This window comes from Paenibacillus sp. FSL R5-0636, from assembly GCF_037974255.1.
Classification (GTDB): Bacteria; Bacillota; Bacilli; order Paenibacillales; family Paenibacillaceae; genus Paenibacillus_AQ; species Paenibacillus_AQ odorifer.
In genome coordinates this window covers 1,172,436-1,198,324 of the sequence record NZ_CP150232.1, presented here as the reverse complement: position 1 = coordinate 1,198,324, position 25,889 = coordinate 1,172,436, and the positions used below count along the sequence as shown (strand labels likewise).

Here is a 25,889-nt window from a genome sequence, read left to right as displayed (position 1 = left end):
GGTCCAATATAGTATGGATCATATCATAAAAGACCTCCCCTAGGTTCGGTTCATACCCTAAGGAGGTCTTTGTCTCACATATCATTATCCAACTCGGTTACACCAGCTTCTTCCGGATCTTGCCGGAAATCAAATCAATAATTGTGATCATCGCAATGATACCTAGCAGTATAATCCCCACGCGGTCCCAATTCCGTGAACTGAGCGCGAAGATTAACGGTGTGCCGATCCCCCCTGCTCCAATCACACCTAAAATCGTAGCCGAACGAACGTTAATTTCGAATCTATATAAGGTATAGGATAAGAATCCCGGCAGCACCTGCGGTAACACCGCAAACCACAATACCTGCATGCGGCTGGCACCAGAAGAAATTAAAGCTTCGAGTGGACCGTTGTCGATATTCTCAATCTCATCCGCGAACAATTTGCCGAGCATGCCCACCGAATGTAGTCCCAGAGCTAGCACACCTGCAAAAGAACCCGGTCCAACAGCCTTGATGAATAACAAAGCCATAATAATCTCAGGGAAGGTTCGTATAAAGCTCAACATCAGCTTGCCGGAACCTGAAATTACCTTTCCCTTGCTCATGTTAACTGCAGCCCAAAATGCAAAAGGAATACATAAAAAGGTCGAGATAAAAGTGCCTAGGATTGAAATAGCTAACGTCTCGAGCAATCCCCGCAGGAGATCCTCCCCATCTGGTAAATAAACGAAGGCCCAGTCAGGTGAGAATATCCCGGCAAAAATTGCTTTAGTAATGATCCCGGCGGTTTCTTTGAATCCATTAAACGGCACTCCCGAAAAAGCCCAAATATATAACGCGGCTAGGGCTACATAAATCAGCCAACGAAAACGATTTTTACGGGGTTTAGGGACAAGGGTATTCCATGATTTACTCATATTAATTTCTCCCGCAGCTTAGTGCTCACATAATCAATAATCAGTACTACTGCTAATGTGAACAAGATGATGGTGCAAGTCTTATCGTATTCCAAAAAGCCTAGGGTGACTTCATAATAGTGGCCGATCCCACCCGCTCCTACCAGACCTAAAACCGCCGCAGCACGAACATTAATCTCGAAGGCATATAGGACATAAGACATAAAATGAGCCTGTACCTGTGGAATGACTCCGAACATAATGCGTTGAATCTTATTAGCCCCCACTGAAGTCATTGCTTCCAAAGGTCCTTGATCAATCGTCTCCATCGTTTCATAGGTAAGCTTGGCGATCAGCCCCAACGAAAATATCGTCAAAGCAAATATCCCAGGAAGCGCACCGAGGCCGAAAATAGCCACAAAGATAGAAGCCAACAGCAGATCGGGAATCGTGCGGATCAGGTTCAGCAGCATACGGACCGGATAATGAAGCCAACGGCTTTGCGTAATATTGCTTGCACACAACAGCGCAACCGGAACCGCAAGAATGGCACCAAACGTTGTGCCAACCAGCGCCATCCGGATCGTCTCCAGCATCGCATCTATAATGTTGTCAAAATACCCCCAGTTCGGGGGAAACATTTCCTTAAGCAAATCAAGCATATTCGGCAGACCGGAAATCAGCTCTCCGAAGGATGAATCGGTTAAGACAGCACTTCTCCACAGTAATACTACTAATATAATGGCTGTAAAATAATGTTTTATCTTTCTTGGCGGTTTGGGATGTAGCTTCTCTGCATTCACACTCATCTCACACGCCTCCGAGTACAGGCTCACCCAACAACTCATCCTGATGAATCGGTCTGCCGTAAATCTCCGCAAACCTCTCATCGGTTGCCTCTGATACAGGACCATCGAAGACAACCTCTCCTGCCCGGAGCCCAATAATCCGGGTAGCGTATTCTCTAGCCAGATCAATAAAATGCAAATTCACAATGGTCGTAATCCCGAGTTCCATATTAATCTTCTTTAGATCATCCATAACCTGCTTGGTTGTGAGCGGATCTAGTGAAGCTACAGGTTCATCTGCGAGGATAATCTGTGCCTCCTGCGCAAGAACACGGGCAATAGCTACACGTTGCTGCTGACCTCCAGATAGCTGATCTGCACGTGTATAGGCCTTCTCCGCGATATTTACCCGATCAAGGGATTCGAAGGCTAAACCGATATCCTTTTGTGGGAATCTGCCAAGTATCGTCCGCAGTGTGGAATGATAGCCCACCCGTCCTGCCAAAACATTACGAAGCACCGTCGTACGTTTCACTAAGTTGAAGCTTTGGAAGATCATTCCGATATTCCTACGGATCATTCGTAGCCGGCTTCCTTTTGCATTCGTAATGGACTGTCCGTTAATAAGAATATTACCTTCGGAAATATCATGAAGCCGGTTAATGGAACGCAGCAAGGTCGACTTCCCTGCTCCCGAAAGACCAACAATAGCTACAAATTCTCCGGCTGGAATGGTCAGGTTAATGTTGTTTAATCCTTTGGTTCCGTTTAGATACGTTTTGGATACATTACGAAGCTCTATCATGAAATCATCCCTTTATGTGTTTTCGTATATTCGTATAAAAGAGATAGCCAGATCCGGGGGGGAATCCGGAGCTGGCTATCCTTAATGCCTGTTATACACCAACATCGTTGTATCCTTGAACGGCCTGTTCTACTCTGTTTTTACTTTACTGTTGTATTCGCGAACAATGTCAAAGTTGCTGTCTTGTGATTTCACATAACCTTCATGAGAGTAAATGTCTTTGATAATCTCATGGCCTTCTGTGTCAGCTGCGATATCAATGAATGCCTGCTGGATTTTTTCAATCCATTCTTTATTCATATCTGAACGGACCGAAATCGTATCGTTAGGAATTTTATCAGTAAAGGCGAGAACTTGAGTATCTTCAAATACTTTTGGATAATCCTTAACGACCGTGTTCCGGGCATCTTGGAAAATAGCTGCTGCATCTACGTCACCATTCAGCACAGCAAGCACGCCTTGATCATGACCTTTAACCGTAATGGCTTGTACATCCTTCAGCGGATCAAGTCCCGCATCCATAAGCGTTGCAGCCGGCCATACAAATCCTGCAGAGGATGTAACGTTTTGATAGGCAATTTTTTTACCTTTCAAATCGGCAACCGATTTGATCGCAGAATCTTTCTTGACGATAATCATAGATTTATAGAAATCCGCTAATTCATCTGTTGGACCACCGGTTTCATCATTTACACCAAAACGTTGAGCCTGAAGAATAACCTCAGCTGCTCCTTTTTCTTTAGCTAACACGTAAGCAGTTGGAGGAAGGAAACCTACATCCACTTTTTTAGAGGCCATAGCTTCGATAACGGTGTTGTAATCAGTAGAGACACTTACTTCTACAGGAATACCGAGCTTGTCACCCAGTAATTTTTCAAGAGGTTTCGCTTTAGCTTCGAGCGTATCTGCATTTTGAGAAGGAACAAATTGTACAGTAAGCTTCTCTGGAACATAACCCTCTGCTACAGGAGCTGCCGTTTCCTTCGGTGCATTTGCCCCGTCCGTCGATCCTTGGTTTGCATTATTTGTAGTGTTGTTAGCGCCACAACCACTAAGCAATGTAATAGACATCATTAGCGGCAATACGAATTTACTGATTTTTCTCAAACGAAAGACCTCCACTGTTTTCTATTTTTATTTTTGAGTACTTCTAAACTATAGATGTGTTTTATTAAATCAATAGCAACCAAGCATCAAATATATGTAAAATTTATTCCAATCTCTTAAAGTTAGCAATTTATCTGCTAGAATGAGGTCTGAACTTATTATCAGGAGGGGCTACCTATGAATAAAGAGAATTCAATAACCTGTGAAATCCTCGTAACAAGTGATCTACATGGACATTTTGGGCCCGTCGATTACCGCACGGGGGAGAAACGACCAGCAGGCTTAGCAACAATTGCTACCCTCATTAAACAAGAAAGATCCCATACTCCTGAGCTGATCCTTATAGATAACGGCGATCTTATTCAAGGCACACCGTTAACTTATTATGCAGCTACACATTATAGTAATGAGCTGAATCCGGGCATAGCTGCACTAAATGAATTGAAATATGACGCTGCAATTATTGGCAACCATGAATTCAATTTTGGCAAAACTCTGCTGAATAAAGCCGTTCAGGATTCCCGCTTTCCTTGGTTATCAGCTGGAATTATAGATAACACGACAAATCAACCCGCCTTTGGTAAACCCTATATCATCAAATGGGTAGATAAAATCAAAGTAGCCGTTCTAGGGGTTACGACGCATTACATCCCCCACTGGGAGAACCCTAGCCATATTGAAGGGCTTCAATTTGAGGATTCGCTAGAGACTGTAAAGCATTGGTGTGCCATTATACGGGCAGAAGAGCAGCCTGATCTGCTCGTTGTAGCTTACCACGGCGGATTCGAACGCGATCTAAGCAGTGGAGAACCTGTAGAGAGACTAACGGGGGAGAATCAAGCCTACGCCATGTGTACAGAGGTAGAGGGCATAGATGTGTTAATTACCGGACATCAGCACCGCTCCATAGCTGGGGAGTTGAACGGTGTTACAATCATACAACCTGGTTGTAATGGACTTTCCCTCGGTAAAATTTCAGTTATCTTCCAAAAAGAAAATACACACTGGAAGATTCAGCGTAAACATGCCGAGCTCCTTACCGTTAATGAGACAACAGCTGCAGATGAAATAATCCTAGAGCTGAGCAGTACTCTTGAATCAGAAACACAAACCTGGCTGGATGAGAGAATAGGAACGGTTATCGGGGACCTGTCTATTTCCAGTGCTGATGAATGCCGCTTGGCTGACCATCCTTTTATAGAATTTATGAATAAGGTACAAATGGAGGCTGCTGGCGTAGACATTTCTACAGCAGCCTTACTCAGTAACGATTGCAAGGGTTTCAGCGAAACCATCACACGCAGAGACATTTTATCGAACTTCATTTATCCCAACACCTTAACCGTCCTAAGACTGACAGGACAAGATATTAGAGAGGCCTTAGAACAAACCTCTAACTATTTCCAACAAGACGAGAACGGAATAATAGCCGTTAACCCCGCCTACATCGAGCCTAAACCGCAGCATTACAATTATGATATGTGGGAAGGAATACAATACGAGCTTGATACCGCTAGACCTGCAGGCGAAAGAGTCCTCCATCTGCTGTACCGAGGACAGCCTATAGAGGACTCTAAGGAATATGAGGTTGTTATGAACAATTATAGGGCTAGCGGTGGCGGAGATTATGAGATGTATAAGGGTAAGCCGATTGTTCAAGAAATTATGATCGACATATCTGAAATTGTCACGGACTACATTGAAAAGCATGGCCAAATTGAAGCTACCTGTGACCATAATTGGAGAGTTGTTTAGGCTTTAGCGATGAACACCCCAATGTCGCTCTCTATTAGCTTCAATGCACTTCTCCAGAAGTCGACGGAGTGAACATCTATATCCATTGTTTGTGCTACATCAACAATATTATGTTTGCTGGTATCCCTAAGGAACTGGCGATACTTAGGGGCGAACTCTTCGCCCCTCTTTAAATATTCCGCGTACAGCCCTTTAGAGAATAACAAACCAAAGGAATACGGGAAATTCAAAAATTCATTACTAGCCATAAAATATCCAGCTTTGTTCATCCACATGTACGGATGGATTGTACCCGGGTCAATGCCCTCACCATAGGCTTCCACCATACAGGCAATCATCAATTCATTTAGCGCTTGAACAGACAGCGGGCCTAATGCTCTTCTCTCATATAATTTGATCTCAAATAAATAACGGGCATAAAAGTCTACAAGATAATAACCGGCATCAGAAATACTTCTCTCCAGAATAAGCAGAGCTTCCTTCTCCGTTGAATTTGTAATTATGGCATGGTTCACTATCGTCTCACAAAAAATCGAAGCCGTTTCAGCAATCGGAATCGGGTAATCCGTATTCAGCATCGTTTCATTAGCCAGACAGGAGCTATGATAGGCATGGCCGAGCTCATGGGCAAGGATACTAATATCTATGGCATTTCCGGTGAACTGGGTCATAATTCTGCTCTCGCCAATCGGGAAAATATCGATGCAAAGTCCATAACCCCCTTTGCCTGATCTAGGTTCTGCATCAATCCATTGCTGATCAAAAGCCTTCTGAGCAAAACAAGCCAGTTCCTCACTAAAGGTTGCGAAGCTCGAGATGATTGTATCTTTGGCGTTAGCGTATGTAATTTTCCCGTTTTCTACACCGACTGGTGCAAAAATATCGTAAAAAGGCAGCTTTGCCGGATGTCCCAGCAGCTCGGCTTTCTTTTGATAATAGGTATGAAAGGCTGGCAGGCTCTCCCGAAGAGCAGTGAGCATAGCGGCTAAAGTCTCACTGTCCATTCTCGAAGCGATTAACACTTTTTCCAGCGAAGATTGATAACCCCGCATGCCATAAATCGTCAGCGCCTCACCACTAATGCCATTTAAGCTGGCTGCGCAGACCTCAGCAATAAGACTACAGGCTTCTGCCTCTGCTTCATAAGCAGCTTTTCTTAAGCTGGCATTATTCTCATAAGCCATACTTCTTAGCTCCGCAAGCGTCACTTGTCTAGTTTCCCCATCCACCGCTAAATCTGCAAGTGTACTTGAAGTCCTCTCCATATACAGTCTGCTCCATGCTTTGGATCCTGTACTCTGCATTTTGGCTATAGCCATTTCAAGTTCTTCGCTTAACTCATAGCGGGATTGTAACAGGAGTTCTCGCAAATAAAATTGATGCTCCATTAGATAAGGGGAGCTAACGATAAGCTCATCCATATGATCACAAGTGCTAAACCAGCGCTTAAAAGCCACAACTACCCCAATGATTTCTGAATTGGCCTCCTCAATATCATCAGCAAGATTCATGGCTTCCTCGCAGCCACGATCTGCGCTGAGTGTTAACTCTGCATAAGCTAACAAGCATACATATATGCTTTTATAATCATTATAAATTCTTAAAAAGCCCTCCACAGGCATGGCTGTAACGTCTTTTACATTCAAATGGTGCTTAGCCCACCGCTTTAAATCTTGTACATGCTGGCCCAGTAGCTTGCGATCCCTTTTTAACTGCTCCGATTCAAAGGAAGGATATAAACTATCTAAGTTCCATGTCATATTCATCCGCAAATCTCTCCCCCTTCGATTCCTATTCTTTTAAGCATAATCCATCCTGCCAGAAAAGTGCATCGACATAATGTACTTCTTCTCTTCATACACAAAAAAAGGACCCTGCCAACGTCTGGCAGGGTCAAAGTCTATATTATAAGGGGGTTATGTGATTACTATAACCCTCTTAGCTTAAAATAATATGAATAGTAGATAAAGATTGGCTTAATCTCCGAACCCTATTGACTTAAGGTTGAAGGATTCACTCTAGCCTTGTTAATCTGAATTCCCACATACACGATAAGGAACAACACCATAAACCCAGCCGAATAACGATACATTATCCCATAATCGGTTGCTGCCGAGATTGCCCCCAGAATAATGGCTCCGCTGGCTACACCCAAATCCGTTGAGTTATAAAACATACTGTTGGCCATACCATATTGTGCTGGAGTTGAGGTGCGAAGCATCCAAGCCTGGATCGTTGGCTGAATAGCGCCGAAGCCAAGTCCATATAGCAGTGCAGAAACGATGAGCATTGGCATAGAGGTCGTATAAGAAAGCACAGTTAAGCTTGCAACGACGCAAACCGCCGCCGGAATTAGGACAGAAGCTGGTCCTCTTTTATCAAATAATCTGCCGGAGATAGGTCTTATAATGATGATCGTAACCGCATTAAATAAAAAGAACAAACCCACTTGCTCCAGATGAACCGATTCGCCGAATAAAGCGATAAAGCTTAGCAATCCCCCGTAGGTAATGGCCAACATGACATTTAGAATGGCAGGCAATACTAACTTTGTATTAAACGGAACCTTGAGAGGTTTGGTGGATTCGCTTTGAGTTGGGGTAGGCTGTTTTTTCGGTTGCGCAGGAAGTGAACGAGAAAATAAAAGTACTGGAAAAGCAAGAAGTAAAGTTACCATACCGATCATAGCCAGTGTTCCAAAACCCGATTGTTTCATCACATTCAAGCCAATCATTGGACCAATCGACATCGCCAGACTGGTAGATAAACCGAAATAACCTATCCCTTCACCCATTCTTTTGCTCGGAATAATCTGCGAAACAATCGTTGGGATAATCGTGCTGGCAATCCCGAATCCAATCCCATAGCCCACACGCATCAGCAGCAGCGAGCCAATGGAATCTGCTACAACATAAAGGCCGGTTATAGCGGCGGCAATTGCTAAGCCAATATATAATAATACATTGCGGCTAACCTTCCGCATCAGAAAAGCGGTCATAAAACGTGAAGCGATCGCAGTTAATGCAAAGACGCTGGTAACGAGGCTGACCATAATATCTCCGGCCTGAAATTCGCTTTTTACGTAAGACGGAAATGAAGATAACAACATCTGTAAATTCATAAATAAAAATAAAGCACTAATCGTTAAAGCAATAAAAGATTTGGTCCATAATTTCGTACGTAGTTCTTGTTGTTCTAACATAACTTGCCTTCCTACTCTCCATCTGTTATTTGATCTACATGATTGTTTATTCTTAGCAGCAATTCCATGAGCAACTCATATTCCTTACTAGAAATACAGTTCATAATCTCTTCTGTCACCTTATCTTCAATAGGAACGGTTTCCTTCACCAGAGACCTTCCTTTTTCTGTGATATAGACTTTAAAAGAACGCCGATCGTTTTCACCGGTTCTTTTGTAGATCAGTCCCTTTCCTTCCAAATGATCCAGAATTCGCGTTGTAGTTGGCTTATCCTTACCAGAGCGCTTAGCGATGTCCTTCTGAATCAGACCTTCCGTTCTGTCAATATGAAAAAGGACTGACCATTGCTCCGGTGTTATATCATGTTCTTTCAGCCCACTTTGAAATAACATGCTTAATTTACGATAAGTCGTGCCCATCATAAATCCTAACGTAAGCTCGGATTGGTTATGCTTTGTCGTCATGATCGTATCCCTTCTCAATTAATACTATTTTAATAGTTGCTTAAACAATTATATTCCTAACAACTAATTTTGTAAAGGTGAAGCAAAGCTATAAACTAACTATTATAAAGTTGCTTGACAAAGCACACTATGTGCGGTATTATTATCTCATCTTAAAGATACTTAACTTAAAGACAACCAGAGTTTACTACTCTTGAGATAATAATTTTAAAAGGTTGTGTACTTCATGGGATTCCTAGACAAACTATTTGGTAGAACAAAAAATGAGGAGGAACAAACAATGTCAAAATTAAACATCGGTATTATTCTCGGAAGTACTCGTCAAGGTCGTTTAAGCCCGCAAGTAGGAGAATGGGTTAAAAAGATTGCGGATGCACGCGGGGATGCTAATTATGAGATCATAGATATTGCAGACTTCAAGCTTCCACTATTGGGTGAGGCTGATGCAACTGAACAAGCAACAGCTTGGAACACTAAACTTGCTACACTAGACGGTTTCGTATTTATCGTACAAGAATATAACCACAGTATTTCTGCATCACTGAAAAATGCGCTCGATTATGCCCGTGAAGCTTGGAATAATAAAGCAGCAGGTATCGTAAGTTATGGTTCCGTAGGGGGCGCTCGTGCAGCTGAACATCTACGCGGAATCTTGGGAGAACTATCGGTAGCAGACGTTCGTGTACACCCTGCGTTGTCACTGTTCACTGATTTCGAGAACGGAACTGTGTTCAAACCAGCGGATCTTCATCTTACCAATCTTAATGGGATGCTGGATCAAGTCTTGGCTTGGAGTGGCGCATTGAAAACTCTACGTTAAGATAGAACGCCTTCCCCCTCTGTTATGTTATGAAGTACACCCTTTAGAATAGACTTTCGATAAACCTATGGTTTGTCCGGTCGCTTCTAGAGGGTGTATTTTTTATGTGTGACGAAATGAGCACCCTGTGTAGAATCTAATCTGGTATAATCGGCGGGGATTTTAAATTACATCAAGGAGCAATGATCATGTGGTTTATGTTTGCATTATTAACGGCCTTCGCTTGGGGAGGGGCTGACTTATTTTATAAAAAGGGGACCGATAGTCAGGATCGGTATAGCCATATTAAGATTGTCATTATCGTGGGGATAGTCATGGGTATTCACTCAACAGCTTATATGCTCATTCAAGGATTAACCTTTGATCCTATAGACTTAATCCGATATTTCCCTGTGTCTGCACTCTATATCCTGTCGATGGCAGTTGGTTATATTGGACTTAGATATATTGAGTTATCCATTGCCTCCCCCGTACAAAATTCATCAGGCGCTGTAACGACGATATTATTATTTATCTTTTTCACCCATGAGCTAGGGGCGCTTGAAATCGTTGGTGTTGCCGTTATCACCTTAGGCATTATCGGGATCGCCATCTTGGAAAAGAGAGCAGAACACCAAGTGCTTCAAAACAGCACCACACAGATTGATAAAAAATATCAGATTGGCGTGATCGCCATCATTTTTCCAATCCTATACTGCCTAATCGATGGACTTGGCACCTTTGCCGATGCTATTTATTTGGATGAACTCAGCCTGATTAGCGAAAAAGCAGCTCTGCTCGCGTATGAATACACCTTCTTTATATGTGCCATCTTGTCTTTTACATACCTGAAATTTTTTAAAAAGGTAAAGTTCAACCTATTTAAAGAACGGGATAAGGGCTTCGCAGCCATTCTGGAAACGACCGGACAATTCTTCTACGTATTTGCTATGTCCAGCAACGCGATTATCGCGGCACCACTTATTGCTTCATACAGCATTTTTTCCGTAATATTATCGCGCATCTTCCTCAAAGAAAAACTAAGCAAGGCACAATATGCCGTTATTATCGTTGTGATTCTAGGGATTGCTTTGTTGGGGATTGCGGACGAGCTGTAGCTGCGGTACACAAAAAGACCTGCTAAGTAGGCTTCATTGCTTACTAGCAGGTCTATTCTAAAGTTGCCTATTCCGGCCTATCTATGGTAAAAATCTCTCCAAGGGTTGCGTAATTATTTCCCGCCAAGCGGCTCACAGCGTTTAGAACTCTCGGGTCAATGCGCCCCTCCTGATAGATCGATTCATCGATATGGAATTGAACAATTTCGCCAATAAACAAATCACTCCCGGGTTCTTCGCCCCCTAGCGGAATTGCTTGAACAAGCTTGCACTCCATCCGCACCTTCGCTTCCAAAACGCCAGGCACAGCTACACTTGTACTTTCAATCGGTGTAAGATTCGCCAATTCAATTTCACTTTCAGAAGCAGGTAATGTGGCTGCAGTCTGATTGATCTTCGCTACATTCTCCTCATCTACAATATGCACAACAAACTGTTGATTATCGTAAATATTACGGGCCGTATCTTTTAAACGCCCTGCTGGTCTTTGAATAGCCAATGAAACCATCGGAGGATTAGACGAAACGATATTAAAATAGCTAAACGGTGCACCATTTAAGAGACCCTCTTCTGATTGTGTTGTGACAAAGGCTATAGGTCTAGGAATAATAGTGCCAATCAATAATTTATAATTTTCCCGCTCACTGTTGTGCTTTGGATCAATTGAAATCAATCTCCTCAGCCCCTTCTTCACTCTTTCACGAAGTCGATCGTACTTCTAACGGTATCAATAGGACGGACTAACTTCTCAATTTGCTCACGTTTAGGTTCCAAGAAAGGTGGTAATGAAAGCTTCTCGCCAACGGTTTCATATTCCTCATCTCCCATGAATCCAGGCCCATCAGTCGCAAGCTCAAACAATATTTGTGGTGCAACACGTGTATACAACGACTCGAAGAAATGACGATCCACATATCCTGAAGTTTGGAATCCAAAGCCCTCAAAACGCTCTGTCCACTCGTCCAGCATCGCACGATCCTCTACACGGAAAGCAGCATGGTGAACAGTCCCAAAACCTTGGCGTGAATTCGGTAAGAACTCGTTATGCTCTACAATAATTTGTGCACCGTTTCCGCCTTCGCCAACTTCAAATAAATGATACGTCTCTTCCTGAGCAATTTCTTTAAACAACATCACTTTCTCCAATACTTCTTTGAAGTAGCTGAAGTCAGCAATTCGTACAAAGATCGGTCCCAAGCCAGTTATTGCATACTCCAAAGGGATAGGCCCTTTTTGCCACGGTGTACCTGATACGACACCTTTATTCAATTCATCTGAAATAAGTTGATACTGTTGATCATCGAAATCTACGAAGGATAATGTCTTTTTGCCGAATTGCTCTTTAATGCCGGTATGCTTCACTGCAAGCCGATCAAAACGCTTAACCCAGTAGTCTAATGCAGCATCCGTTGGTACCCGGAAGGATGTCTTCGCAATCTCGTTAGTTCCATGAACCCCTTTAGGGATGTTAGGAAAATCAAAGAAGGTCATGTCTGTTCCGGCGCTGCCCTTATCATCTGCAAAAAACAAATGATACGTCTGAATATCATCTTGATTAACTGTTTTCTTCACTAGACGCATACCTAACACGTAAGTAAAAAACTCGTAATTTTTCTCTGCGCTGCTTGTGATGGCTGTAACGTGGTGAATCCCTTTTAAGTTTCTCATTGTTATACACTCCTAATGTTTAGTTGATTTTGACTCGTAATATAATTCCCAAGAACAAGAAGGTTTAGTTTAATTATCTTAATGTTAAGATATCACTTTAAAAAAAGATCTTTTTCTACTGTACAAGCTCTTTGGTGGATAGTATCGAGATTTTTTATCTTCACTTTAAATATCTTTAACTTAAGATAAGTTTAGCACTGAATCTGTAGGAAGTCAACGCTTTGAAGCTTATCATATAAAAAAAGCTCCACACAAGTTCAATGAACTCGTATGAAGCCGGGATATTTTATATCATCTCATTAGGTTAAGTTATGATGCTGAGTGATGACCGCTACTTGGCTTTGATGATCCATCTTATAACATATCAACGTAATCACACAGGCCAATATCGCCAGGATGGCAGCAGCTACAGGAAGAGAGATTAATCCTCCATGCCCGGCAACCACTCCACCGATCGCGGACCCGCCTGCAATTCCCAGGTTTGAGGCTACTGGATTCAATGAGGCAGCAAGATCCTTCGTTTTTGGTGAGAACTGCTTAGCTAAGTCAATCAAATAGAGCTGTGCAGGGGCGCTCACAATACTCGACATCATGGCTAGAGCCATTAGCACAATCATTCCAAGAATGGAAACAGATGCGGTCATACTAAAGATAACATAGACCACAGCTTGGATAAGGAACACGAATCTCAGCTTACTAACCGCATTCCCGGTCGCAACCTTGCCACCAATCCAGTTGCTGACAATCGTGGCAATTCCGTATACAAACAGCACACCGCTAACCGAGCTTTTAGGAACATTCATGACTTGCTCCAGAATAGGTGTAATGTAAGTGTACATCACAAATACGGCTCCCACTGCTGTAACCGGAATGAGAAATGCAAGAATAATGCGGCCGTTTGTGAGCAATCCAATCTGATCTTTGAGTGAGCTAGGCACAGGTTTCGGTAATTGGCGTGGAATATAAATATAATTTAGAACTATGGCAACTCCAGCTAATATCCCATTCAGAACAAACGCTGCTGGCCAATTAAAAAACTGCCCTACAAAAGTACCGATCGGCACACCAAAAACATTCGCAATAGCAAAACCACTCAAAATTGTAGCAATCGCTTTGCCTCTCTTCTCCTGATCAACCGCTTCATTCGCTACCGTAATGGCTACAGAAAGAACAAAGCCACATAGTATGGCAGTAACTATTCTAGTCACCAGCAGCATACTGTAAGTTCCAGTTACAGCACTCCACAAATTCAGCAGCAGAATCAATACAAGTGATACAAGAATCGTAATCCGTTTCGGAACACGGCTGCACAAGGACATCATAATTGGTGTGCCAATGGCATAAGAAATCGCGAAGCCAGATACCAAGCCCCCGGCTGTCGCAAGCGTAACTCCGAGGCTTGAGGATATTTCAGAGAGTAAACCAACAATAATATACTCCGTCGTACCCAGAATAAAAGCCATAAAAGTAAACGAGAAAATCAATGCGTTCTGACGTGTTGTTTTCATGGTGCTCTCCATCCTGTTTATCTCTATTTTTATATGAACATACCTTACTCATAATAATCATTTAGACTATATTGAGCAATCCTATTTTTCATAAAAAAAGAAGCTTCCCACAAGTTCAAAGAACTCATGAGAAACTTCTAGTTTAAGCCGGTGGCAAAATAATTAAGGTAATGACTTGTTCCTCGGAATAAGATCTGGCTGTTCCAGGTCCATCCGCATCTGCTTTGAACTTAATGAGATAGGTCCCGGGTGCCGGCATCACTTTATTATGAAGTTCAAAAGCGATATCCGAAACACCTATGTTACTTCCTGTGAAAGTTAACGTATGCCCATTATTGCTAATTTGATCACTCGTCGGATGTGTCCATCCACTAATGGTATAATAGTCGTTTGTGGTAAAGATCATGCCTTCCAACGTTACCTGAATTTCAGCATTCGTAAAGCTTTCTCCGGAGAAAAAGTCGAAGCGAATGCGCGATTGTGTAGAACCCGTTATCAGTTGTTTTGTTTTTGAACCGCCGCCTCCGTCAAAACCATATATAGAGCTAGTAACCGTAGGTGTGGTCAGAACACCATTAACAAGCTCAATTGTGACCGCATGCGCAGCGTTCTTCGTTGATTCATTATTGGATGAATCCTTAGCGGTAATCACGAAAGTATACGTTCCTGCGTTCAGATCCCCAATATTGGCTGCACTCACAGATCCATCTGCTGCACTAGTGCCTAATGCGATGGCTGTTCCCAATTCGCCGGCATCTACTTCATTGTTCTCATTCGCATCCGTCCACAGGTAGGCTTGTACTGCTGCTCCTTGCTCGCCAATGGCTCCCGCTAACCCGCGAAGCTGATCTTGTGTCCCGTTGTAGTTGTCGATCGCCTCGAACTTAGTTGCGTCCACTACCGGTGCAGTCGTATCCGGAACATCGTTTTTGCTTAAGGTCACCGTAACCGCATGTGCAGCTTTCTTCGCTGATTCATTATTGGATGAATCCTTAGCGGTAATCACGAAAGTATACGTTCCTGCGTTCAGATCTCCAATATTGGCCGCACTCACAGATCCGTCTGCTTCACTGGTGCCTAAAGCGATGGCTGTTCCTAATTCGTCGGCATCTACTTCACCATTCTCATTCGCATCCGTCCACAGGTAGGCTTGTACCTCTGCTCCTTGCTCCCCGATGGCTCCCGCTAACCCGCGAAGCTGATCTTGTGTCCCGTTGTAGTTGTCGATCGCCTCGAACTTGGCTGCGTCCACTACTGGTGCAGTCGTATCCGGAACTTCGTTTTTGCTTAAGGTCACCGTAACCGCATGTACAGCTTTCGTCGCCGATTCATTATTGGATGAATCCTTAGCGGTAATCACGAAACGATACGTTCCTGCGTTCAGATCACCAATATTGGCCGCACTTACAGATCCGTCTGATGCACTAGTTCCTAATGCGATGGCTGTTCCTAACTCATCGGCATCTACTTCACCATTCTCATTCGCATCCGTCCACAGGTAGGCTTGTACTGCTGCTCCTTGCTCGCCAATAGCTCCCGCTAACCCGCGAAGCTGATCTTGTGTCCCGTTATAGTTGTCGATCGCCTCGAACTTGGCTGCGTCCACTACTGGTGCACTCGTATCCGGAACTTCGTTTTTGCTCAAGGTCACCGTAACCGCATGTGCAGCTTTCTTCGCTGATTCATTATTGGATGAATCCTTAGCGGTAATCACGAAACGATACGTTCCTGCGTTCAGATCACCAATATTAGCCGCACTCACAGATCCGTCTGCTGCACTGGTGCCTAATGTGATGGCTGTTCCTAATTCATCGGCATCTACTTCACCGTTCTCATTCGCATCCGTCCACAGGTAGGCTTGTACCGCTGCTCCTTGCTCCCCGATGGCTCCCGCTAACCCGCGAAGCTGATCTTGTGTCCCGTTGTAGTTGTCGATCGCCTCGAACTTGGTACTTTCAACCACAGGTGCATTTGTATCTGAATTACTGCTATGCTCACTTTGCGAAGACGAAGACCCTCTAACAACAGGAGTAGGCACTGTTACCGGTTCTTTGCTCGGTTGAGCAGTTGGGGTGGAAGCGGGCTGCTCAGTGTTTCCGTTCTCCTTAAACTTCAGAAACTTAGAAGCTACTAGAGCTACGGCCTGACGATCTACTTTGGTATCAGGATTAAAAAAATTATTATATCCTGTAATCAATCCATATTCCACAGCGGCAGCTATAAAATCCTTAGAATAATCAGCAATTTGGCTACTATCAGCAAATTGCAAAGTTCCAGCTTTACCCGTAGGATTGAATCCCAATGCTCTCACGAACATGACGACCATATCCTGACGTGATAAATTTTGCCCCGTACCGAAAAGATTACTGCCTGTACCCTTAATCAATCCGGCTTTGACAGCTGCCTCCACATAGCTGTATGCGTAGTTGCTTGTGGGAACGTCCAGAAAGGTTGGCAGTGCAGGAGGGTTCGAAACATCCAGCTTTAATGTCTTTGCTAAAATAATTGCAAAATCCTGCCTTGTAATATTCGACGTAGGATAGAACTTACTCTCTCCAACACCGGTCACTATCCCCTGATCGAATAGCTCAACAATCGCTTTCTTTGCATATGAGCCATCAATATCAATAAAGGAAGCAGCTGCCGATCCTTTGGTCGGCATAATGATAGGGCTTGATAATACAGCAGCAGCCAATATAGAGCTTATCCATTGCTTTTTGTTCACTTGCTTATCCCCCTGTTCTTTGGATGCGTTATGTCGTTTGTCTATAATCGATTCGTTAACACGATTCGACTTTATATTACAAACTTTTCATCTACAGGATTATAACAAGTATCAATAAACAGATTATAAACAAATAGCCATGGACGAACATTCACACATCATGGATTCTGTGCATCAAACGAAAAAAAATGATACTATGTATGATGGGTATAGGACTTTGCTATCCTTATATCGTTTTTATATATTACAACAAGAGGAGATAATATGAGTAACGAACAAAACTTTTGGCTTGATTTACCGAAGCCGTTTTTTATATTAGCACCCATGGAAGATGTCACAGATGTTGTATTTCGTCACGTCGTTAGTGAAGCTGCAAAACCCGACGTATTTTTCACAGAATTCACAAATACAGAAAGCTATTGTCACCCTGTAGGAAAAGACAGTGTACGTGGTCGATTAACATTCACAGAAGATGAGCAACCGATTGTCGCTCATATTTGGGGTGATAAACCCGTATTTTTTGAACAGATGAGCATTGATATGAAAAAACTTGGTTTTCGTGGTATCGATTTAAACATGGGATGCCCGGCACAAAACGTCGCTTCGAATGGAAAAGGTGCTGGATTAATAAAACATCCTGAAGTAGCAGCAGAAATTATTCAAGCAGCAAAAGCAGGTGGATTGCCGGTTAGTGTTAAAACAAGATTGGGTTACTCTGATGTTGACGAGTGGCGCGATTGGCTAGGACATATATTGAAACAAGATATTGCGAACCTTTCCATTCACCTTCGTACAAAAAAAGAGATGAGTAAAGTAGAGGCACACTGGGAACTAATCCCTGAAATAAAAAAATTGCGCGATGAAATTGCTCCAAATACGTTGTTAACTATTAATGGAGATATTCCTGACCGCGCAACAGGATTAAAATTAGTAGAACAATACGGCGTTGATGGAGTCATGATTGGCCGCGGTATTTTCACCAATCCATTTGCCTTTGAAAAAGAACCTAAAGAACACAGCGCGAAGGATTTTCTCAATTTACTTCTTTTACAGTTGGATCTTCACGATAAATATTCAAATGAACTTGAGCCACGTTTATTTAAACCACTTCTTCGCTTTTTCAAAATCTATGTTCGTGGATTTAGAGGCGCAGGTGAACTAAGAAACCAATTAATGGATACAAGATCAACTGATGAAGTACGTCGGTTAGTAAAAACTGTTTTAGAGCAAGAATTAGATTAAATTATACCCACAAAAAAATGAGAGACCTCTCAAAAGTTCAATGAACTTATGAAAGGTCTCTCATTTTTGTACTATGTGGTCAAATGGTGTTTCCTCTCAAGGAAACTCATCATCGAATTGCTTCGATAATGATTTCCTTACATCATGCCACCCATTCCACCCATGCCGCCCATATCTGGCATGCCGCCGCCTTTTTCAGGCTCAGGCTTGTCAGCGATAACAGCTTCAGTAGTCAAGAACATAGCAGCTACGGATGCAGCATTTTGCAGCGCGGAACGAGTTACTTTAGCAGGGTCAACGATACCCGCTTCGAACATGTTCACCCATTCACCAGTAGCAGCGTTGTAGCCGATACCTACTGCTTCTTTTTTCAAGCGGTCCACGATTACGGAACCTTCTTGACCAGCGTTAGCTGCGATGGTGCGAATTGGCTCTTCCAACGCGCGAAGCACGATGTTAACGCCAGTTTTCTCGTCGCCAGTTACGTCTACAGCAGCAACAGCGTTATATACGTTCACAAGAGCTGTACCCCCACCGGATACGATACCTTCTTCAACCGCTGCGCGAGTTGCGTTCAGGGCATCTTCGATGCGAAGTTTGCGCTCTTTAAGTTCAGTTTCAGTTGCAGCGCCCACTTTGACAACGGCTACGCCGCCAGCCAATTTAGCCAGACGCTCTTGCAATTTCTCTTTGTCGAACTCGGAAGTTGTTTCTTCGAGTTGAGCACGGATTTGGCTTACGCGTGCATTGATGTCCGCTTTGTCGCCGCTTCCGTCTACGATTGTTGTGTTTTCTTTAGTTACGCGTACTTGACGTGCGTTACCCAGTTGTTCAATGGAAGTGCTCTTCAGATCAAGACCGAGCTTCTCAGTGATCACTTGGCCGCCAGTCAGGGCAGCGATATCTTGCAGCATAGCTTCGCGGCGGTCGCCAAAGCCAGGAGCTTTAACAGCAACAGCGTTGAATGTTCCACGCAGTTTGTTCACGATCAGCATAGCTTGTGCTTCGCCTTCGATATCTTCAGCGATAATAACAAGCGGTCTAGCTTGTTGAACGATTTTTTCAAGCAATGGAAGAATTTCTTGAGTGCTGCTGATTTTTTTATCAGTGATCAAGATGTATGGATTCTCCAAAACAGCTTCCATTTTGTCTGTATCAGTAATCATGTACGGGGAAATGTAACCACGGTCGAATTGCATACCTTCTACTACTTCAAGCTCAGTAGCGAATCCACGGGATTCTTCAACAGTGATAACACCGTCTTTACCTACTTTTCCCATAGCTTCAGCGATCAATTGACCTACTTCATCGTCAGCAGCAGAGATAGCAGCTACTTGAGCGATAGCTTGGGAATCTTCGATAGGCTTAGCGATTTTTTGCAATTCTTCAACAGCTGCACGAACCGCTTTGTCGATACCTTTACGGATAACCATTGGGTTAGCACCAGCAGTTACGTTCTTCAGACCTTCGCGGATCATAGCTTGAGCCAGAACCGTTGCAGTTGTAGTACCGTCACCGGCTACATCATTAGTCTTAGTAGCAACTTCTTTAACCAATTGAGCACCCATGTTCTCGAATGCATCTTCAAGTTCGATTTCTTTAGCGATCGTTACACCATCGTTAGTGATGAGTGGGCTACCAAATTTCTTCTCAAGCACCACGTTGCGGCCTTTTGGTCCAAGTGTAACTTTTACCGCGTTTGCCAGAGCATCTACACCACGAAGCATAGAGCGGCGAGCTTCTTCACTGAATTTAATTTCTTTAGCCATTGTGTAATTACCTCCTAGAATTTTTTGTATATCCTATTACTTTAAGTAGTTTAGATTTAGCTTATGATCGACTCCTGCTTAGTCAAGAATCGCGTGAATGTCGCTTTCTTTCATAATCAAATATTCTTTACCTTCATATTTGATTTCTGTTCCTGCATATTTAGAGAAAAGAACACGGTCGCCTTCTTTAACTTCAAGCGCTACACGTACTCCATCTTTCAAAGCTCCGCTACCTACTGCGATAATCGTTCCTTCTTGTGGCTTTTCTTTCGAGGAGTCCGGAAGCACAATCCCGAATGAAGTTGTTTCCTCCTGCTCGCTCGGTAGCACCAATACGCGTTCACCTAATGGTTTGATCATGAAAAAATAGCCTCCTTTAAAATTATGTTATTTTGCTTCAAAACATAGTTTAGAACTTACGGGCCAAACTTAGAATTCTGTGATGTTCTTGAAAAATATCAATGGAAGCCTGCTAATCTCCAGCCCATCTCCTATTTTTCAAGAGCGTTAGCACTCAACAGCGTGCAGTGCTAACAACAATTTTTATGATACTCAACTTGAGCCCGGATTTCAAGTCTTTTTACACAAATTCGTATTAGTTTTCGCAAAAAATACGTTTCAATGCTTGTCCAAGCACACACTCTATTACATTGTATCCACGGGTTTTGAAAATATGCGTAGGATTCCAGCGCTTTCCTCTCACCCCTTATCGATATGAACGTTGCTAGAATGGTTAGACCTTTGCATCTAATGATCCTGATCGGCCGATAACAATTACTTATTAAGTGTATTCAATCCAACTAATGAAATCAACTTATAGCAAAAAAGCTGCCACATTCGTAGAAAATCTACTTAGCGGCAGCCTTTTTTCCTCACTCCTTCTTCTGAACATACCGTTCATCCCGTGCCGCGTCCGCAGCAAGTTGCTTGCGATAGACAAATGCAGATAAAAATACACTGAACTCATACAGGATGAGCAGTGGAATCGTCACCAGAAAGTCTGAGATAAAATCCGGGGGTGTGATAACCACGGCGATAAATACAAGCGTGAAATAGGCATACCGACGCATTTTACGCAAGCGTAGCGGGTTGAGAACTCTTAGTTTGGTCAGAAACATCACCAGCAATGGAAGTTCAAACAGCAATGCCAGCGGCAATACTAGGCTGAACATGAAGTTAAAATACTGTGCAATCCCGTAGGTCTCTTCCAGTCCCATACTCCGGGTAATTGAGATTGTGAACGAAAGTGCCATTGGAAAAACAATATAATAAGCAAAAGAAAGACCGATAAGGAAAAGAACAAACACATAAGGAACATAACGCAGTGTCGCACTTCGCTCCTCCGGCCGCAGGCCTGGACTGATAAATGCCCACAATTGGTAGGCAATAAACGGGACAGAAATCACTAGCGAAACGGCCATCGCGATCTTCATGTACATCCCAATGCCATCCCAGAATGAGAATGCATGCAGAACAAAACCTTGCGCCAAGTCCGTGCTAATCAAATAATCGTAAATGGGCTTTGCACAAAATAAACCGCCTATTAATCCAAGGACAAATACGATTAACACATAAATAATCCGTTTGCGCAGCTCGGTGAGATGATCTACCACCGACATTTCTTCCGATTTCAGAGACATCCAGACACCATCCCATGACAAGAGTAAAAAAGATAACACTAACTTTCTTCAAAGCAGTGTCCTTTGCTGCGGAAAGCAAAGAAAAAGGGGCGTCTCCTCAAGTCTAGTAGACTCCTGAGATTGCCCCATTGAAAGATCTTCTATTATTCCGGCAGGCGTTTGTCCTGAGGAATATCTGCAGCGACCGTTTGCGGGGCCGTCGGCACAGGAGCTTCGCTCTTCTTCACCGGTTCATTATCCCCGATGATTTCACGCGCGCCTTCCTTAAATTCACGGAAGGTTCGTCCAACTGCACGGCCTAGCTCTGGCAGTTTATTTGGGCCAAAGAGCAGAAGTGCCAGTATGACCAACAAAATAATACCAGGAGTTCCAATTCCACTAAACATTATTATTCCTCCTTGTCCACCTGTCCGTTCATGGTATCGTTTACTTTAATTTAATAATACCATAACTTATGTCACAGTTACATCCACTTTCTTCTATAAATAGATTATCGTTGTGACGTGACAAGAAGATGACAAAGGGTTATTGGCGGTATTGGCCAGTTACCATGAGCAGCGCTTCCGGCAATTGATCCATAATAGCTGCCAAATTCTCATGAACACCCTTCGGCGTTCCAGGTAAATTGACAATCAACGTGCGTCCACGAATGCCGCATATCCCACGGAAAAGCATAGCTGCACGGTTTTTTTGCATCACTGTGCTGCGCATAGCTTCTGAGAGCCCAGGCACTTCCCGTTCTACCACTCGCCGAGTAGCGTCCGGGGTCACATCACGAATTGCCAGATCTGTGCCTCCGGTGGTCAGTACCAAATCTGCCTGAAAATAGTCCGTCAGTTCAATCAATGCTGCGATAATCTCATCTTGTTCATCGGGAACGATTCGATATTCAATGATCTCGCCACCTAGTTCCTCTTCCACCAGCTCCCGAATAACCTGGGCGCTCGTGTCTTCCCGTTCGCCCCTGGCCCCTTTATCACTGGCCGTTAGGATTGCTGTCTTCCACGCCATAGGTTTGTCCTTCCTCTCTATATGTATAGTTGGCTGTACAGTTCAGCCTGCTCGCATCAGCGCTTCGAACATAAGCAACTGATACTTATTCGAGCGTATAATCTCCGTTCTTGCCCCCGCTCTTAGATACCAGTAGCGTCGGTCCGATAATCATATCCTTCTGAATAGCCTTACACATGTCGTACACCGTTAGTGCTGAGGCAGAAACAGCGGTTAAAGCCTCCATCTCTACTCCGGTTTTTCCTGTAGTATGGACTGTTGCTTCTATATAAAGTTCATCTTCGCTGTTATCGGAGAAGCTGATATCAATACCGGTAAGTGGCAGCGGATGGCACATCGGAATCCAGTCTGACGTCTTCTTAGCCGCCATAATTCCGGCAATCTGTGCAACAGCAAGGACATCACCTTTGCTGATCTTGCCACTCTTAATGGCGCTCAGCGTTCCAGCGGCCATCTTGATCATACTCCGCGCGACAGCTGTCCGCTTCGTGATCTCCTTCTCACTCACATCCACCATACGAGCTCTTCCCTGCTCGTTGAAATGGGTCAATTCCATGGCTCACTCTCCTTTTCGGCAGTGCACTATACCATTTTCAGTAATCAGCATGTCCATTAAAGCGTCATGCTCATCCATCGGCACTCTTGGAACCAACTGCATGCTGTAAGCTAACCCGATCCATATCGGAGGCTGTGCGCTAACGTACCCGGCGTTCTCCCAAGACGCACGTAGCCGGTCATAGTATCCTCGACCGTAGCCAAGCCTGCCGCCTTGAAGATCAAATGCTAGCCCTGGTACGAAAACAACAGCAGGTAGCTTAATCTCTTCAACCTCTAATAAATCTCTGCTGGAGACGATAGGTTCATGGATACCATAATTTCCCGGCTCTAAATCGCTCCATGCATTCACCACGTGGACACTCATTTCACCGCTTGCTGGAATTACACGCGGCAACAGCACCTTACGCTGATCCTTCCACGCCTGTGTGATAAGTGGGCGGGTTTCAAGCTCTGAACGAAAAGACACATAGGCCATTAGTGAAGTTATATCCTTCGTGTCCAGCCACTCCAATGCATAGTGGCAGACTTGAAATGATAGTTTACTTCTCTGGTCCGAAGACAGCTCGTTTCGGGCGATGGTCTTCTCCGCTCGTAGTTGTTGCTTTACTCTGGAGATCTCCGACTCCTTGCTGGACATTGTCGGCTTCCCCCTCTTATTCATCCCTAGCTTATCCTTGTTTGTAAATCCAGTTTACCACTCTTCTCCCCGGTTCGCCAAGGTGGATAGAACTGTGTTATCGGACTAGGTCGTTATTCCCTCCTTACATTAGATCGAACCCTCGCTTGGGAAACGCTTTTCATGTAAACTATAGAATAAGTTGTTCATACGGCTGAGGGATAAATACCAAGGCGAAATATGCAAGGGTGGAGGTTTCATCGTTATGCTTCTTCAAGCGACAGGAATTACTAAATCATATGGTATACAGAACGTACTGGATGGCATAAGCCTACAGGTAAATGAAAAGGAACGTGTCGGGCTAGTGGGTGTGAATGGTGCCGGCAAATCAACTTTTCTACAAATTCTGGCCGGTGAGATGTCTTATGACAGCGGTCAAATTCATAAATCAAAAGAAACAACAATCGGATATTTAGCTCAGAATAGCGGACTGCAATCTGACAAAACCATTCATGAAGAAATGATGGCGGTCTTCGCTCCGCTGATCGAAGCCGAAACTGAGCTGAGAGAGTTAGAAGTAAGTATTGCTGATCCTAAGCTCGCGGAAGATCCCAAGCGGTACGAAGAACTGCTTGAACGATATGCGCGGCGTTCGGATTGGTTCAAGGACCACGGCGGCTATGAAATGAATACACGGATTCGCAGTGTCCTACACGGCATGGGCTTCAGTGATTTTCCACCGGATACACCCATTTCTACCCTTAGTGGAGGCCAAAAGACCCGGCTCGCGCTGGCCCGTATTTTGCTTCAGGCTCCGGATCTTCTGATGCTGGATGAGCCTACTAACCATCTGGATATCGAAACGTTAACGTGGCTGGAGGATTACCTCCGCAGCTATGCTGGCGGGATTCTGGTTGTATCCCATGACCGTTATTTCCTAGACCGGCTCGTGACTACTATTGTAGAGATCGAGCGGCACCAGTCCCGGCGTTATACAGGTAACTACAGTCGGTATGTAGATTTGAAGGCTGCCGAATATGAAGCACGGATGAAGCAATATGAGAAGCAACAGGATGAAATTTCGCGGATGGAGGATTTCGTTCAGAAAAATATTGTCCGGGCATCCACCACAAAACGTGCACAGAGCAGACGCAAAGCGCTTGAAAAGATGGATCGTCTAGATCGCCCAATGGGCGATCTGAAGAAAGCTAGCTTCTCCTTTGAGCCAGACTTCATGTCTGGAAAAGAGGTGCTTCAAGTGCGCAATGTTGCGGTTGCCTTTAATGAAGGTTCACCTTTATTCAAGGACGCCTCTTTTGAGCTTCGTCGCGGGGAGACTGCTGCCCTGATTGGTCCCAATGGTATCGGTAAATCCACGCTGCTGCAGTGTATGACCGGAACCCGTGAGCCTTCTGCCGGAACGGTGAATTGGGGCACTAAAGTAAAAATTGCTTATTATGATCAGGAACAAACCCGACTTAATCCACAAAATACGGTTATGGAAGAACTGTGGAGTGAATATCCAATGATCGAGGAAGCCAGAATTCGTACGATCCTTGGCAATTTTCTTTTTAGCGGAGAGGATGTTCTTAAGAAAATTTCCGCACTCAGCGGCGGCGAAAAAGCTCGGGTTTCGTTATCTAAACTAATGCTCCGCGGTGCAAATATGCTAATTCTCGATGAACCTACCAACCATTTGGATCTGGTCAGCCGTGAGGTTCTGGAATCTGCTTTAATTGATTTCGAAGGCACCCTGCTGTTCATCTCCCATGACCGTTATTTTTTGAACAAAATGGCTGAACGCGTACTGGAGCTGCATCCCGAAGGGATCGACCAATACCTCGGCAACTACGATGACTATGTCGAGAAGAAACGAGAATTAGAAGAGATTGCAAAAGATGCCGCTGAACTAGCTACTAAAAACGTCAATAAGGACACTGCTGTACCTGAAAAAAGCGCTGTAACCTCTTTTGAAGCAGACAAGCAGGCTAAGCGTGAAGAGCGTAACCGCAAACGGCGTATCGCAGAGCTTGAGGAGAACATCGCCACACTCGAAGAATCGATCGTATTTATAGAGCATGAAATGACTAAACCTGAAGTTTATCAGGATTATTTAGCACTTCAAGGTTATGAAGAGGACCTAAAGAACAAAAAATCTCAGCTGGCAGATTTCTTTAGCGAATGGGAAATCCTTGCTGACGAATAATGTAAATCCTCCTTATAAATATTTTTTC

At 43.9% G+C, this 25,889-nt stretch carries 23 protein-coding genes; 5 read left to right on the top strand and 18 right to left on the bottom strand.

Annotation, left to right across the window (positions count from 1 at the left end; all coding sequences use genetic code 11):
• Window positions 1-97 precede the first annotated feature (97 nt).
• From phnE (MKX34_RS05125) to MKX34_RS05110, 4 genes are all read right to left on the bottom strand, one after another.
• A complete protein-coding gene (phnE, locus tag MKX34_RS05125) occupies window positions 98-901 on the bottom strand; it encodes a phosphonate ABC transporter, permease protein PhnE (RefSeq protein WP_036676480.1) in 804 nt (267 codons plus the stop codon).
• A complete protein-coding gene (gene phnE, locus MKX34_RS05120; protein ID WP_036676482.1) occupies window positions 898-1,689 on the bottom strand; it encodes a phosphonate ABC transporter, permease protein PhnE in 792 nt (263 codons plus the stop codon). The genes phnE (MKX34_RS05125) and phnE (MKX34_RS05120) overlap by 4 nt, the downstream gene beginning before the upstream one ends.
• A 1-nt stretch (window position 1,690) precedes the next feature.
• Window positions 1,691-2,473: a phosphonate ABC transporter ATP-binding protein gene (gene phnC, locus MKX34_RS05115; protein WP_076274194.1), complete on the bottom strand. Its 783-nt coding sequence runs from the start codon at window positions 2,471-2,473 to the stop codon at window positions 1,691-1,693.
• Window positions 2,474-2,602: 129 nt separating this feature from the next.
• Window positions 2,603-3,580 carry a phosphate/phosphite/phosphonate ABC transporter substrate-binding protein gene (locus MKX34_RS05110; RefSeq protein WP_038568963.1) on the bottom strand — a complete coding sequence of 326 codons (978 nt, stop codon included), beginning with the start codon at window positions 3,578-3,580 and terminating at the stop codon, window positions 2,603-2,605.
• A gap of 177 nt (window positions 3,581-3,757) precedes the next feature.
• Between MKX34_RS05110 and MKX34_RS05105 the strand changes: the two genes are divergently transcribed.
• Window positions 3,758-5,335, top strand: coding sequence for a bifunctional metallophosphatase/5'-nucleotidase (locus MKX34_RS05105; protein WP_076296170.1), 1,578 nt, complete (start codon window positions 3,758-3,760; stop codon window positions 5,333-5,335).
• Here MKX34_RS05105 and MKX34_RS05100 read toward each other — a convergent pair.
• The 3 genes from MKX34_RS05100 to MKX34_RS05090 form a co-directional block, all read right to left on the bottom strand.
• Window positions 5,332-7,101, bottom strand: a complete 1,770-nt coding sequence (locus MKX34_RS05100; protein WP_076296169.1) for a M3 family oligoendopeptidase — start codon at window positions 7,099-7,101, stop codon at window positions 5,332-5,334. The two genes, MKX34_RS05105 and MKX34_RS05100, sit on opposite strands and share 4 nt — an antisense overlap.
• Before the next feature lie 224 nt (window positions 7,102-7,325).
• The gene (locus MKX34_RS05095; RefSeq protein WP_038568957.1) at window positions 7,326-8,537 is read right to left on the bottom strand and encodes an MFS transporter; all 1,212 of its coding nucleotides are present in this window, start codon (window positions 8,535-8,537) and stop codon (window positions 7,326-7,328) included.
• Window positions 8,538-8,548: 11 nt separating this feature from the next.
• Window positions 8,549-9,001 (bottom strand): MarR family transcriptional regulator, encoded by a 453-nt coding sequence (locus MKX34_RS05090; protein WP_036676493.1) that lies wholly within the window; start codon window positions 8,999-9,001, stop codon window positions 8,549-8,551.
• A gap of 280 nt (window positions 9,002-9,281) precedes the next feature.
• Here MKX34_RS05090 and MKX34_RS05085 point away from each other — a divergent pair, with 280 nt between their 5' ends.
• Complete coding sequence (locus MKX34_RS05085) at window positions 9,282-9,821, top strand: NADPH-dependent FMN reductase (RefSeq protein WP_036676495.1); 540 nt, start codon at window positions 9,282-9,284, stop codon at window positions 9,819-9,821.
• Between the two features lie 188 nt (window positions 9,822-10,009).
• The gene (locus tag MKX34_RS05080; protein ID WP_076296168.1) at window positions 10,010-10,918 is read left to right on the top strand and encodes a DMT family transporter; all 909 of its coding nucleotides are present in this window, start codon (window positions 10,010-10,012) and stop codon (window positions 10,916-10,918) included.
• Between the two features lie 67 nt (window positions 10,919-10,985).
• Here the strand turns inward: MKX34_RS05080 and MKX34_RS05075 are convergent, their stop codons facing one another.
• From MKX34_RS05075 to MKX34_RS05060, 4 genes are all read right to left on the bottom strand, one after another.
• Window positions 10,986-11,591 (bottom strand): flavin reductase family protein, encoded by a 606-nt coding sequence (locus MKX34_RS05075; protein ID WP_076100460.1) that lies wholly within the window; start codon window positions 11,589-11,591, stop codon window positions 10,986-10,988.
• Between the two features lie 17 nt (window positions 11,592-11,608).
• Complete coding sequence (locus tag MKX34_RS05070; protein ID WP_076100459.1) at window positions 11,609-12,586, bottom strand: ring-cleaving dioxygenase; 978 nt, start codon at window positions 12,584-12,586, stop codon at window positions 11,609-11,611.
• A 299-nt stretch (window positions 12,587-12,885) separates the two neighbouring features.
• Window positions 12,886-14,094, bottom strand: a complete 1,209-nt coding sequence (locus MKX34_RS05065) for an MFS transporter (protein WP_076273489.1) — start codon at window positions 14,092-14,094, stop codon at window positions 12,886-12,888.
• 142 nt (window positions 14,095-14,236) lie between these two features.
• The gene (locus MKX34_RS05060) at window positions 14,237-16,819 is read right to left on the bottom strand and encodes an S-layer homology domain-containing protein (RefSeq protein ID WP_076296167.1); all 2,583 of its coding nucleotides are present in this window, start codon (window positions 16,817-16,819) and stop codon (window positions 14,237-14,239) included.
• A gap of 264 nt (window positions 16,820-17,083) precedes the next feature.
• Between MKX34_RS05060 and MKX34_RS05055 the strand changes: the two genes are divergently transcribed.
• Complete coding sequence (locus MKX34_RS05055; RefSeq protein WP_036676503.1) at window positions 17,084-18,061, top strand: tRNA-dihydrouridine synthase; 978 nt, start codon at window positions 17,084-17,086, stop codon at window positions 18,059-18,061.
• A gap of 137 nt (window positions 18,062-18,198) precedes the next feature.
• Here the strand turns inward: MKX34_RS05055 and groL are convergent, their stop codons facing one another.
• The 7 genes from groL to MKX34_RS05020 all read right to left on the bottom strand — a co-directional run bounded on the left by groL (window position 18,199) and on the right by MKX34_RS05020 (window position 23,676).
• Window positions 18,199-19,830, bottom strand: a complete 1,632-nt coding sequence (gene groL, locus MKX34_RS05050) for a chaperonin GroEL (protein ID WP_076296166.1) — start codon at window positions 19,828-19,830, stop codon at window positions 18,199-18,201.
• 78 nt (window positions 19,831-19,908) lie between these two features.
• Window positions 19,909-20,190 (bottom strand): co-chaperone GroES, encoded by a 282-nt coding sequence (groES, locus tag MKX34_RS05045; protein ID WP_036676506.1) that lies wholly within the window; start codon window positions 20,188-20,190, stop codon window positions 19,909-19,911.
• Between the two features lie 512 nt (window positions 20,191-20,702).
• Complete coding sequence (tatC, locus tag MKX34_RS05040; protein WP_036676508.1) at window positions 20,703-21,470, bottom strand: twin-arginine translocase subunit TatC; 768 nt, start codon at window positions 21,468-21,470, stop codon at window positions 20,703-20,705.
• A gap of 143 nt (window positions 21,471-21,613) precedes the next feature.
• On the bottom strand, window positions 21,614-21,856 hold the full coding sequence (locus MKX34_RS05035) for a twin-arginine translocase TatA/TatE family subunit (protein WP_036676510.1): 243 nt from the start codon (window positions 21,854-21,856) through the stop codon (window positions 21,614-21,616).
• A 139-nt stretch (window positions 21,857-21,995) separates the two neighbouring features.
• Complete coding sequence (locus tag MKX34_RS05030; protein ID WP_036676512.1) at window positions 21,996-22,481, bottom strand: MogA/MoaB family molybdenum cofactor biosynthesis protein; 486 nt, start codon at window positions 22,479-22,481, stop codon at window positions 21,996-21,998.
• A gap of 85 nt (window positions 22,482-22,566) precedes the next feature.
• Window positions 22,567-23,037 (bottom strand): cyclic pyranopterin monophosphate synthase MoaC, encoded by a 471-nt coding sequence (moaC, locus tag MKX34_RS05025; protein ID WP_036676513.1) that lies wholly within the window; start codon window positions 23,035-23,037, stop codon window positions 22,567-22,569.
• Window positions 23,038-23,040: 3 nt separating this feature from the next.
• On the bottom strand, window positions 23,041-23,676 hold the full coding sequence (locus tag MKX34_RS05020) for a 5-formyltetrahydrofolate cyclo-ligase (RefSeq protein WP_076296165.1): 636 nt from the start codon (window positions 23,674-23,676) through the stop codon (window positions 23,041-23,043).
• Between the two features lie 244 nt (window positions 23,677-23,920).
• Here MKX34_RS05020 and MKX34_RS05015 point away from each other — a divergent pair, with 244 nt between their 5' ends.
• Window positions 23,921-25,861 carry an ABC-F family ATP-binding cassette domain-containing protein gene (locus MKX34_RS05015; protein ID WP_036676516.1) on the top strand — a complete coding sequence of 647 codons (1,941 nt, stop codon included), beginning with the start codon at window positions 23,921-23,923 and terminating at the stop codon, window positions 25,859-25,861.
• The last annotated feature ends 28 nt before the right edge of the window (window positions 25,862-25,889 follow it).